This window comes from Mycobacterium sp. 852013-50091_SCH5140682, assembly GCF_001665685.1.
Classification (GTDB): Bacteria; Actinomycetota; Actinomycetes; order Mycobacteriales; family Mycobacteriaceae; genus Mycobacterium.
Window position 1 is genome coordinate 25,066 of sequence record NZ_LZTB01000018.1, and the last position, 11,879, is coordinate 36,944.

At 69.6% G+C, this 11,879-nt stretch carries 8 protein-coding genes; 3 read left to right on the forward strand and 5 right to left on the reverse strand.

Annotated elements, in window-relative coordinates; genetic code table 11:
- Positions 1-33: 33 nt before the first annotated feature.
- The 3 genes from A5784_RS06950 to coaD are packed head-to-tail and all read left to right on the forward strand — an operon-like array spanning position 34 to position 4,492.
- Positions 34-3,453, forward strand: a complete 3,420-nt coding sequence (locus A5784_RS06950) for a pyruvate carboxylase (protein ID WP_064943651.1) — start codon at positions 34-36, stop codon at positions 3,451-3,453.
- Positions 3,450-4,004: a 16S rRNA (guanine(966)-N(2))-methyltransferase RsmD gene (rsmD, locus tag A5784_RS06955; RefSeq protein WP_082944700.1), complete on the forward strand. Its 555-nt coding sequence runs from the start codon at positions 3,450-3,452 to the stop codon at positions 4,002-4,004. Before A5784_RS06950 ends, rsmD begins: the two co-directional genes overlap by 4 nt.
- 11 nt (positions 4,005-4,015) lie before the next feature.
- On the forward strand, positions 4,016-4,492 hold the full coding sequence (coaD, locus tag A5784_RS06960; RefSeq protein ID WP_064943655.1) for a pantetheine-phosphate adenylyltransferase: 477 nt from the start codon (positions 4,016-4,018) through the stop codon (positions 4,490-4,492).
- On the opposite strand, the gene A5784_RS06965 is transcribed toward coaD, so the two are convergent.
- The 5 genes from A5784_RS06965 to A5784_RS06985 are packed head-to-tail and all read right to left on the reverse strand — an operon-like array spanning position 4,458 to position 11,868.
- On the reverse strand, positions 4,458-5,786 hold the full coding sequence (locus A5784_RS06965; protein WP_232005971.1) for a guanine deaminase: 1,329 nt from the start codon (positions 5,784-5,786) through the stop codon (positions 4,458-4,460). The two genes, coaD and A5784_RS06965, sit on opposite strands and share 35 nt — an antisense overlap.
- Positions 5,786-6,622: a xanthine dehydrogenase accessory protein XdhC gene (gene xdhC, locus A5784_RS06970; protein ID WP_064943657.1), complete on the reverse strand. Its 837-nt coding sequence runs from the start codon at positions 6,620-6,622 to the stop codon at positions 5,786-5,788. Before xdhC ends, A5784_RS06965 begins: the two co-directional genes overlap by 1 nt.
- 1 nt (position 6,623) lies before the next feature.
- On the reverse strand, positions 6,624-9,005 hold the full coding sequence (gene xdhB, locus A5784_RS06975; protein WP_064943659.1) for a xanthine dehydrogenase molybdopterin binding subunit: 2,382 nt from the start codon (positions 9,003-9,005) through the stop codon (positions 6,624-6,626).
- Positions 9,002-10,462, reverse strand: coding sequence for a xanthine dehydrogenase small subunit (locus A5784_RS06980; protein WP_064943661.1), 1,461 nt, complete (start codon positions 10,460-10,462; stop codon positions 9,002-9,004). Before A5784_RS06980 ends, xdhB begins: the two co-directional genes overlap by 4 nt.
- Complete coding sequence (locus A5784_RS06985; protein WP_064943892.1) at positions 10,459-11,868, reverse strand: 8-oxoguanine deaminase; 1,410 nt, start codon at positions 11,866-11,868, stop codon at positions 10,459-10,461. Before A5784_RS06985 ends, A5784_RS06980 begins: the two co-directional genes overlap by 4 nt.
- Positions 11,869-11,879: the final 11 nt, after the last annotated feature.

The window sequence follows — 11,879 nt, forward strand, 5'->3', positions numbered from 1 at the left end:
CCGCGTCACAGTGCTGCGGCTAGGGTTACCCGCGTGATTTCCAAACTGCTGGTCGCCAACCGTGGCGAGATCGCCATCCGCGCGTTCCGTGCGGCGACCGAGATGAACATCGCGACCGTGGCGGTCTACCCGTATGAGGACCGCAATTCGTTGCACCGCCTCAAGGCCGACGAGTCGTATCAGATCGGTGAGGCCGGCCATCCGGTGCGGGCATACCTGTCTGTGGAAGAGATCATCCGGGTGGCCCGCCATGCCGGGGCTGACGCGATCTACCCGGGATATGGATTCCTCTCGGAGAACCCCGAGCTGGCCTCGGCGTGCGTCGAGGCAGGTATCACGTTCGTCGGCCCGTCGGCCGAGGTGTTGGAGCTCACCGGTAACAAGGCGCGCGCGATCGCCGCGGCGCGCGCGGCGGGTCTGCCGGTGCTGGCGTCCTCGGAGCCTTCGGCGTCGGTGGACGAGCTCGTCGCCGTGGCCGCCGGGATGCAGTTCCCGTTGTTCGTCAAGGCGGTCTCCGGTGGTGGCGGCCGCGGCATGCGCCGGGTGACCGATCCCGCAGCACTGCCCGAGGCCATCGAGGCGGCCAGCCGTGAGGCCGAATCGGCGTTCGGCGATCCGATGGTCTACCTGGAGCAGGCGGTGATCAACCCCCGCCACATCGAGGTGCAGATCCTGGCCGACACCCAGGGCGACGTGATTCATCTGTTCGAACGCGACTGCAGTGTGCAGCGGCGCCACCAGAAGGTGATCGAGCTGGCGCCCGCGCCGAATCTGGATCCCGAGCTGCGTGAGCGGATCTGTGCCGACGCGGTGGCGCTGGCTCGACAGATCAACTACTCGTGCGCGGGCACCATCGAGTTCCTGCTCGACGAGCGTGGGCATCACGTGTTCATCGAGTGCAATCCGCGCATCCAGGTGGAACACACGGTGACCGAGGAGATCACCGATGTGGACCTGGTGTCCTCCCAGTTGCGCATCGCGTCCGGAGAATCGCTGGAAGACCTTGGGTTGAGCCAGGATTCGGTGAAGATCCGCGGTGCGGCGCTGCAGTGCCGGATCACCACCGAGGATCCGGCCAACGGTTTCCGCCCCGACACCGGGCGGATCACGGCCTACCGTTCTCCGGGTGGTGCCGGTATCCGGCTGGACGGTGGTACCCACACCGGCGCGGAGATCGGCGCCCATTTCGACTCGATGTTGGTCAAGCTGACCTGTCGCGGCCGGGATTTCGCGACGGCGGTGGTGCGAGCGCGGCGTGCCTTGGCGGAGTTCCGGATCCGCGGTGTGTCGACCAACATTCCCTTCCTCATGGCTGTGCTCGACGACCCCGATTTCCGGGCGGGTCGCATCAACACGTCGTTCATCGATGAGCGACCCCAGCTGCTGACCTCGCACACCCCGGCCGACCGCGGCACCAAGATCCTCAACTACCTCGCCGACGTGACGGTCAACAAACCGCACGGCCAGCGTCCGTCGACCGTGTACCCGCAGGACAAGTTGCCTGCCGTGGACCTCTCGGTGGCACCGCCGGCCGGTTCCAAGCAGCGGCTGGTCGAGCTGGGACCCGAGGGGTTCGCGCGGTGGATGCGCGACAGCCCGGCGCTGGGCGTGACGGATACGACGTTCCGCGACGCGCACCAGTCACTGCTGGCCACCCGGTTGCGCAGCACGGGTCTGCTCAAGGTTGCGCCGTACGTGGCTCGGTCCATGCCGCAGCTGCTCTCGATCGAGTGCTGGGGCGGCGCGACTTACGATGTGGCGCTTCGCTTCTTGAAGGAAGATCCGTGGGAGCGGCTGGCCGCACTACGCGAAGCGGTGCCGAACATCTGCCTGCAGATGCTGCTGCGCGGCCGTAACACGGTCGGCTACACCCCGTATCCGGAGCTCGTCACCTCGGCGTTCGTCGAAGAGGCGACGGCAACCGGGATCGACATCTTCCGGATCTTCGACGCACTCAACAACGTGGAGTCGATGCGGCCGGCGATCGATGCGGTACGCGAAACCGGAACGGCCATCGCCGAAGTCGCGATGTCCTACACGGGTGACCTCAGTGACCCGGGGGAGCAGCTCTACACCCTGGATTACTACCTGAAGCTGGCCGAGGAGATCGTCGCTGCCGGCGCCCACGTGCTGGCGATCAAAGACATGGCCGGGCTGCTGCGTCCGCAGGCCGCGGCGGCGTTGGTGTCGGCGTTGCGGTCCCGGTTCGATCTGCCGGTGCATGTGCACACCCATGACACCCCGGGCGGACAGCTGGCGACGTATCTGGCCGCCTGGCAGGCCGGCGCGTCGGCCGTGGACGGCGCGGCCGCTCCGCTGGCCGGGACGACGTCTCAGCCGGCGCTGTCGGCGATTGTGGCGGCGTCCGCGCACACCCCGTACGACACCGGGCTGTCCCTGCGGGCGGTGTGCGACCTGGAGCCGTACTGGGAGGCGCTGCGAAAGGTGTACGCGCCGTTCGAGTCCGGACTGCCGGGCCCGACCGGGCGGGTGTATCACCACGAGATCCCGGGTGGGCAGCTGAGCAATCTGCGGCAGCAGGCCATCGCGTTGGGATTGGGCGACCGGTTCGAGGATGTCGAGAACGCCTACGCCGGTGCCGACCGGGTGCTGGGCCGGCTGATCAAGGTGACGCCGTCGAGCAAGGTCGTCGGCGACCTGGCGCTGGCCCTGGTCGGCGCAGGCGTGACGGCCGACGAATTCGCCGCCGACCCGGCCCGCTACGACATCCCCGACAGTGTCATCGGTTTCCTGCGTGGCGAACTCGGTGACCCGGCGGGCGGGTGGCCGGAACCGTTGCGCACCAAGGCTTTGGCGGGGCGGGGTCCGGCCAAGCCCGAGCAGCCGCTGTCGGCTGAGGACGAGGCGCTGCTGGCCACGCCCGGCCCGAAACGCCAGGCCGCCCTGAACCGTTTGCTGTTCCCCGGGCCCACAAAGGAATTCGAGGCGCACCGCGAAGAGTACGGGGACACTTCGCAATTGAGCGCCAACCAGTTCTTCTACGGGTTGCGCCAAGGCGAGGAGCACCGGGTCGAGCTGGAGAAGGGTGTCCAGCTGCTGATCGGGCTTGAGGCGATCTCCGATGCCGACGAGCGCGGAATGCGCACGGTCCTGTGCATTCTCAACGGCCAACTGCGTCCGGTGCTGGTGCGCGACCGCAGCATCGCCAGCGACGTCCCGGCCGCCGAGAAGGCCGATCGCACCAACCCCGACCATGTCGCGGCCCCGTTCGCCGGTGTAGTGACCGTCAGTGTCAAGGTCGGTGATGCCGTCGAGGCCGGTGCCACCATCGCCACGATCGAGGCCATGAAGATGGAGGCCGCGATCACCGCACCCAAGGGCGGCACCGTATCTCGCGTGGCCGTCGCACCCACCGGTCAGGTGGAAGGTGGGGACCTGCTGGTGGTGATCGGTTCGGCGGGTAGGAGCGAAGCGACCGGAGGATCAGACTGACCCGCATCGTCTCCGGCAGCTATGGCGGGCGCCGTATCGCGGTGCCCGCCCGCGGCACCCGGCCGACCACGGACCGTGTGCGCGAGTCGCTGTTCAACGTGCTGACCGCGCGTCTCGACCTCGATGGTGTCGCCGTGCTCGATCTGTATGCGGGCTCGGGTGCCCTTGGGCTGGAAGCGATTTCGCGTGGTGCGGCGTCGGCGCTGTTCGTGGAGTCCGATCGGCGGGCTGCCGCCGTCATCGCCGACAACATCGCCGCGCTCGGCGCGAGCGGGGCGACCGTGCGGTGCGCGCCGGTGGCCACCGTGGTCGCGGGCGCCGCGGCGCGTCCGGTCGACCTGGTGTTCGCCGATCCGCCCTATGAGGTCGCTGTCGCCGACGTCGAGGCGCTGGTCAGCGGGTTGGCCGCCGGCGGCTGGGTGCGGCCGGGCACGGTCATGGTCATCGAACGGGCGGCGTCGGGGCCGTCGGTGCGCTGGCCTGAGGACTGGGAGCCGTGGCGTGAGCGTCGCTACGGGGACACCCGCGTGGAGTTCGCCGAACTCGCGTAGCGTGCTGACTCATGAGTGGCGCCGTATGCCCAGGATCCTTCGACCCCGTCACCCTCGGCCACATCGACATCTTCGAACGGGCCGCCGCGCAGTTCGATGAGGTCGTCGTCGCAGTTCTGGTGAACCCCAACAAAAAAGGGATGTTCGACCTCGACGAGCGCATCGCGATGATCGTCGAATCGACCGAGCACCTCCCGAACCTGCGAGTCGAGTCGGGGCAGGGGCTCGTGGTGGACTTCGTCAAATCGCGGGGGCTGACGGCCATCGTCAAAGGACTGCGAACGGGCACCGACTTCGAGTACGAGCTGCAGATGGCGCAGATGAACAAGCATGTGGCGGGCGTCGACACATTCTTCGTCGCCACCACCCCGAAGTACTCGTTCGTGTCGTCGTCGCTGGCCAAGGAGGTTGCCACGCTCGGCGGCGATGTCTCGGCGCTGCTGCCCGAACCCGTCAACCGCCGGCTACGGACCAAACTGAACGGGTAGGTCCTGTGGCAGCGCTTCGGAGCTGATCGCCGCCGACCCAAACCCCCCGCACGTCGGTGACCCCGGACAGGGCGAACACCTTGGCCAGAGCGTCACCAGGATCCGCTGCGTGCTCGAGAACGACGTCCAGGGTGCTGCCCGGTTGCGGGCACACCCACACCGCGTCGAACTGTTTGCCCACGGACAGGTCTCCGATCACACCGTCCATTTCCAGCGCGGCTGCGCCGGCCGCGGTGGCCAGGTACAGCATGTGCGCCGCGGTCAGCGGCAGGCCGTCGACCCCGAGCAGGGCCTGCATGAAGTAGGACTGTAAGCCCTCACGCAGCAGTGAGAAGCCGGTCCCGGCACCCACGTCGGTGCCAAGCGCCACCCGCACCCCGTGCTCGATGTGACGGCGCAGCGGGAACAACCCGCTGCCCAGCGCACTGTTCGACGATGGGCAGTGCGCCACACTCGCGCCGGCCGCCGCAAGTACGTCGAGCTCGGCGTCGACCGGGTGCACGTTGTGCGCCAGGACGCTGCGCCGCCCGAGCAACCCGTGACGACCGTAGGTGTCCACGTAGGAGTCGCACTCGGGAAACAGCCCTCGCACGGTTTCGACTTCCGCGGTGTTCTCGTTGACGTGCGAGGTGAACAGCACGCCGTCCACGTCCTGCAGCAGCGCCGCGCAGGATTCCAACATCGCACCACTGGCCGACAGAGAGAACCTGGGCGTCACGGCGTAGCGCAGCCGATCCTTGCGATGCCAGCGGCCGGCCAGCGTCAACCCGTCCGCGTACGCCTGCTCCGGGGTGGTCAGCAGCTCCGGGCGCAGCAGCCGGTCGCTGACCACCAACCCGGAGCTGACCCGCACTCCGCCTGCCGCCGCCCGCTCGAACAGGCAATCCACCGCCGATGCGAAATGCGCGCCGAACACGAGCGCGGTCGTGGTGCCGGCCCGGATCAGCCCGTCGATGAAGTCGGCCGCCACCGCGCGCGCGTAGTCGGAGCCTGCCATCCTGGCCTCTTCCGGCAGCGCGCAGCGGTCCAGCCAGTCCAGCAACGGCATGCCCAACCCACCGATCACCCGGACCTGGGGGAAGTGGACGTGGGTGTCCACCAATCCGGGCAGCACCAGGCCGCCGGTCAGGTCCACGACCTCGGTATCCGGGTGGGCAGCGCGCACGCGATCGAACGGGCCCCGGTCGGTGATCACGCCGTCGGACACCGCGATCCCGGCGTCGGATTCGGCGCGCAACTCGCCGCCGGCGAACGGTGACTCCGGAGTGTCCAGCACCGTCCCGCGATAGATCATCACCTGGTCGCCTCCGCCGCGTCGATGCCGGCCGGCCGTTCGCACTGAAACCGCAACACCAGATCGGCCGCCACACTCACCGCGATGGTCGCCGGCTCCTTACCGGTGATGCCGCGCAGCCCGATCGGGGTTGTGATGCGGGCCGCCGTGGCCTCGTCGTGCCCCTCCTCGGCCAGCCGTTTGGCGAACCGGCGCCACTTCGCCGAAGACCCGATCAGGCCGATCGAGCCCAGGTGCCCGCAGCGCAGCGCTGCATCGCACAGCGCAGCGTCCTCGGCATGGTCGTGAGTCATCAACAGCACATGGCAGCCGGCCGGCAGCTCGCCGAGCACCAACTCCGGCACCACCGCGTGGTGGGTGTGCACGCTGGCCTCGGCGTCGGCGAGGAGCGGCGCCAGCCGCTCCGGCTCGACGTGCCGCGCCCGCGAGTCGACCAGGTGCAACTCGATGTCATGGCGGGCCAGGATCCGGGCCAGCTCGCTGCCGACATGGCCCATCCCGAAGATCGCCACCGCGGGCACTGCGGGCAGCGGCTCGAAGAGCACGCTCACCTCGCCGCCGCAGCACTGGACGCCGTGGCGGGCCGGGGCCCGCTCGGTGAGGCCCCAGGTGCGGGTCTCCAGCTCCCGGGTGCCGCTGGCCAGCAGATCGCGCGCCGCGACCAGGGCCGACTCCTCCAGGTTGCCACCGCCGATACTGCCCCAGCAGTTGTCCGCGGACACCACCATCTTCGCCCCGGCCTCCCGAGGCGCGTGACCGCGCACGGCCAACAAAGTCACCAGCACGGCAGGCACCCGCTGCGCGCGAAGCCGCGCCGTCACGTCCAGCCAGTGCATGTCAGGTGCCTCCGGCGATCTCGACGGCGGGCGCCTCGGTGGGCCGCAGGGGAGCATCGGTGGAGCGAGCGCGTTCGATCGCCCAGAACACCTGCTCAGGGGTCGACGGGCAGCCGAGGTCGACGCAATGCCCGGTCGGTCCGAACGCGGCGACCGCCTCGCGTAGCGCCTCCCGCACGCTGAAGGCCAACATCAGGGGCGGTTCGCCGACCGCCTTCGACCCGTACACCGCGCCGTCCTCGTGCGCCTTCTCCAGCAGCGTCACGTTGAACGTCTCGGGCATCTCGGAGAAGCTGGGCAGCTTGTAGGTGCTGGCGGCCTGCGTGGCCAGCCGGCCTCGGGACGGCCCGTCCCCGGTATCCCAGCGCAGGTCCTCCAGGGTCAGCCACCCGGCGCCCTGCACGAACCCACCCTCCACCTGGCCTCGGTCGACCAGCGGGGACAGGCTGTCGCCGACGTCGTGCACGATGTCCACCCGGCGCAGCCGATAGGCGCCGGTGAAGCCGTCGACCTCCACCTCGCTGGCCGCCACCCCGTAGGCGAAGTACTTGAACGGCGATCCCTGCATGCGCTTGGCATCCCAGTGCAGCCCCGCGGTGCGGTAGAAACCGGCCGCCCACAGCTGCACCCGCTGGTGGTAGGCGAGGTTGACCAGCTCGGTGAATACCAGCTCGCGGGGTGCGCCCAGCCCGGTCACCTTGCCGTCGGTGAACCGGACGTCGGCCGGATGCACCCCGAGTTCTTCAGCGGCCACCTCGGCCAGCCTGTCCTTGATCTGCTCGCAGGCGTTCTTCACCGCGCCGCCGTTGAGGTCGGCGCCCGAGCTGGCCGCGGTGGCCGACGTGTTGGGCACCTTGTCGGTGCGGGTCGGCGCCAGCCGCACGGACGACAGCGGCACTCCGAGTGCGGTTGCTGCGACCTGCAGCATCTTGGTGTGCAGGCCCTGGCCCATCTCGGTGCCGCCATGGTTGATCAGCACCGAACCGTCCTTGTAAACGTGCACCAACGCGCCGGCCTGGTTGAACGCGGTCAGGTTGAACGAGATGCCGAACTTCACCGGCGTCATGGCCAGCGCCCGCTTTGTGTGCTCGTGGGTGGCGTTGAACGCCTCGATCTCGACCAGGCGCCGATCCACGTCGCCGCTCTCCAGCACCTGGGCCCAAGCCCGCACGATGCGTTCCGGGTGGCGCACCTCCTGGCCGTAGGGCGTGGTCTGCCCGGCGGTGTAGAAGTTGCGCCGGCGCAGCTCGCGGGCGCTCAGGCCGAGAGCGGGCGCAACCTGGCCCAGGATGTTCTCGATCACGAGCATGCCCTGCGGCCCGCCGAACCCGCGGAACGCGGTCTGCGAAGTCTTGTTGGTCTTCGAGATCCGGCCATGCACCTCGATGTTCGGGATCCAGTAGGCGTTGTCGATGTGGCAGAGCGCCCGGCCCTGCACGGGTTCGGACAGGTCGAGGCTCCAGCCGCCGTCAGCGGTCAGCGTCGCGGTCAACGCCTGGATCGTGCCGTCGTCGGCGAAGCCCGCTTTCCAGAGCGCGTGGAATCCGTGCCGCTTGCCGGAGATGGTGATGTCCTGGGTCCGGTTGAACCGGACCCGCACCGGGTGCCCGGTGATGACGGCGCCCAGCGCCGCGATGGCCGCGTAGCCGTGGGGCTGCATCTCCTTGCCACCGAAGCCGCCGCCCATGCGCAGGCACTGCACAGTGACCTCGTGGTTCGACTTGCCCAGCACGTGCGAGACGATGTCCTGCGTTTCGGTGGGGTGCTGCGTCGAGGACTGGATGAAGATCTGCCCGTTCTCGTCGATGCTCGCCAGCGCCGCGTGGGTCTCCAGGTAGAAGTGCTCCTGCCCGGCGAACTCGAACTCGCCCTCGAAGACGTGCGCGCAGCCTCCGAAGGCTGCCTCCGGATCGCCGCGGAGCAGCGTGGGGCGGGCTCCCTGGTAGCTCTCCGCGGCGATGGCCTCCTTGATCGTGATCAACGACGGCAGTGGGTCGTACTCGACGGCTACCTTGCTTGCGCCGATCCGGGCCGCTTCCAGAGTCTCGCCGAGCACCCAGCACACCGGGTGCCCGTAGTACATGACTTCGCTGGGAAACAGCGGCTCATCGTGCTTGATCCCGGCGTCGTTCACACCTGGCACGTCGGACGCGGTGAGCACATGCACCACCCCGGGCGCGGCCAGCGCGGGCGCGGTGTCCATCGACCGCACCTGGGCATGCGCGTGCGGGGCCTGCACCGGGTAGGCGTGCAGCGTGCCGGGGTAGCGGCTGACCAGGTCGTCCGTGTAGAGGGCGAGCCCGGTGACGTGCAGGTCCGCGCTCTCGTGTGGCATCTCGACGCCGACCACGGGAGACGGCGGGCGGGTGCTGAGTTCACTCATGACGTGACCCCCTCTGGTACTGCGGACTCGGCGTGGAATTTGAGCAGCGACTGTTCGAGCATCGCCGCGCGGAAGGCGGCGCTGGCCCTGTGGTCGTCGATCGGGGTGCCCTCGTGACCAAGCACGGCGGCAGCCTGCCGCACTGTGTCGGCGGTCCACGGTTGACCGCGCAGCGCGTCTTCGGTCGCAGTGGCCCGCAGCGGCGTGGCGGCCACCCCGCCGAGGCCGATGCTCACTCGCTGGACGACACCATCGACGACGTCGAATGCGAATGCGATTGCCACACTGGAGATATCGTCGAACCGGCGCTTGGCGATCTTGTGGAAGGCGACCATCGGGGCGGGCGGCATCGGGATGCGGATCGCCCGGATCAGCTCGCCTTTCGCCTTCACGGTCTGCCGGTAGCCGGTGAAGTAGTCGGCCAGGGCGACCTCGCGATCGCCGTCGGGCCCGGCCAGGACAACCTTGGCCTCCAGGGTCAGCAGCGCGGGCGGAGCGTCACCGATGGGGGAGGCTGTGCCCAGGTTGCCGCCCAGCGTGGCGCCGTTGCGGATCAGCCGGGATGCGAACTGTGGCCAGAGCTGGTCGAGCAGCGGGATCCGTCCGGCAAGCCACCGCTCGGCCTCGGACAGGGTGAGCGCGGCGCCGAGTTCGATCTCCGATGGGCCGACGCTGAACGTGCGCAGTTCGGGCAGCCGGTCCACCGCGACCACGAAAGGCGCGCGGGAGCCACGCAGGTTGACTTCGACGCCCCAGTCGGTGCACCCGGCGATCACGGTAGCGTCCGGCCGCTCGGCCAGCAGTGCGACCGCCTCGGCCAGGTCGGCGGGCCTGACGTATTCCGCGTCGCCGACCCGCACCCGGGTGGCGGGCGCCGCGGGCGCGGGCGTGGCGCAGCGCTGGGCGAAAGAGTCGTCGACGGGCGGGGCGCCCAACGCGTAGGCCGCATCCCGGATCGGGCGGTATCCGGTGCAGCGGCACAGGTTTCCACTCAGCGCGTGCAGATCGAAGCCGTTCGGACCGTGTTCATGGTCGGCAGCCTGCTTCCCGTTGCTGCTCGGGTCGGCGGGGGTGCGGTCAGGCCGGTAGTACTCGGCTGCCATCGAGCAGATGAAGCCGGGCGTGCAGTACCCGCACTGGGAACCGCCGCGACGCGCCATCTCCTGCTGCACCGGATGCAGCGCACCCGGCTTGCCGAGACCCTCTGCGGTGACCAGCTCCTGGCCGTCCAGTGAGAGTACAGGCACCAGGCAGGCGTTCAGCCCGGTCCAGCGAGTGCGGCCGTCGCAGTCGGGCCGGGCCACCATGATCGAGCAGGCTCCGCACTCGCCCTCGGCACAGCCTTCCTTGGCGCCGGTCAGCCCTTGGTCGCGCAGCCAGTCGAGCGCGGTGACGTGTGGCTCGACATCGATGACCTGGCGCTGTGCACCGTTGACCATAACTGTGGGTGTCGTCATGGCGCCGTTCCTTCCTTGCAGGTCACGGTACTCGCGCGAGCCAGCAGCGTGCGGTGTGCGCGGACCGCGGATTGGGTGATTTCGTGTTCGTCGACGGTGACCACGTGGTCTCGTTCGACCACTGTCCGGCCGCCGACCATCAGCAGCTCGAGCGGCGGTGCGGCGCCCAGCACCAGCGCGGCGACCGGGTCGGCGATGTCGGCGTGTGCCAGGCCGTCGAGCCGCCAGACCGCGACGTCGGCCTGCTTGCCCGGCTCCAGGGAGCCGATCTGGTCGTCCCAGCCGAGCAGCCGGGCACCGCCTATTGTGCCCAGTTCCAACGCATCTCGCACCGCAAGTGCCTGCGGACCCCCGCGGGCGCGGGCGAACAGCAGGGCGTGCCTGGCCTCCTCGATCAGCGAGCCGGCCTCGTTGCTGGCCGCGCCGTCCACACCCAGGCCCACCGGAACCCCGGCTGTGCGGAGGTCCGCGGTGCGCGCGATGCCGGCGCCGAGCCGGGCGTTGGACGACGGGCAGTGTGCGACGCCGGTCCCTCCTGCGGCCAGCTTCTTGATGGCGGTGTCGTCGAAGTGGATGCCGTGGGCCAGCCAGACGTCGTCGCCGAGCCAGTCCAGCGCCTCTAGATACTCCACCGGTGTGCGGCCGAAGCGCTCCCGGCAGAACTCCTCCTCGTCGGTGGTCTCCGCCAGGTGGGTGTGCAGTCGCACGCCCTTGTCCCGCGCCAGCGCCGCGGCCTGCCGCAGCAGGTCCCCGGTCACCGAGAACGGCGAGCACGGCGCCAACCCGATGCGGAGCATCGAGTCCGGGCCCGGGTCGTGATGGGTGTCGATCGCGTCGGCGCTGGCCGCCAGGATGGTGTCGATGTCCTCGACCACGTGGTCCGGGGGCAGCCCTCCGTCGCGCCTGCCGAGGTCCATCGAGCCGCGCGTAGGCATGAAGCGCACACCGACCCGCCGCGCCGCCTGGATCTCAGCACCGAGCACGTCCCCGCCGTCGGCCGGGAACACGTAGTGGTGGTCGGTGGAGGTGGTGCAGCCGGTGCGGGCCAGCCACGCCAGCCCCGCCCCGGCGGCGGCCGCGACGATATCCTCGTCGATGCCGCCCCAGACCGGGTACAGCGTGGTCAGCCAGCCGAACAGGCCCTCGTCGACGGCCAGCCCCCGCGTCACCCACTGGTACAGGTGATGGTGGGTGTTCACCAGCCCCGGCGTGACGAGACATCCGCTCACATCGGTGCGCGAGCCGTCCAGCTCGACGGGTGCCCGGCCGGCCCCGACGGCCGCGATCCGGCCGTTCTCGATCACCACGTGCCCGATCGCGTGTTCGGTGCGGGCGCCGTCCATGGTCACCACGGTGGCGCCGTCGAGGATGACGCGCTCAGGTGCCACGCCGCCGGTGCCGGTCATGTTCGTGTCTC

Excerpts from the sequence above, each read along its gene's own strand:
- coaD (WP_064943655.1), top strand. The coding sequence starts at position 4,016 with ATGAGTGGCGCCGTATGCCCAGGATCCTTCGACCCCGTCACCCTCGGC.
- A5784_RS06965 (WP_232005971.1), bottom strand. The coding sequence starts at position 5,786 with ATGATCTATCGCGGGACGGTGCTGGACACTCCGGAGTCACCGTTCGCC.
- xdhC (WP_064943657.1), bottom strand. The coding sequence starts at position 6,622 with ATGCACTGGCTGGACGTGACGGCGCGGCTTCGCGCGCAGCGGGTGCCT.
- xdhB (WP_064943659.1), bottom strand. The coding sequence starts at position 9,005 with ATGAGTGAACTCAGCACCCGCCCGCCGTCTCCCGTGGTCGGCGTCGAG.
- A5784_RS06980 (WP_064943661.1), bottom strand. The coding sequence starts at position 10,462 with ATGACGACACCCACAGTTATGGTCAACGGTGCACAGCGCCAGGTCATC.
- A5784_RS06985 (WP_064943892.1), bottom strand. The coding sequence starts at position 11,868 with ATGACCGGCACCGGCGGCGTGGCACCTGAGCGCGTCATCCTCGACGGC.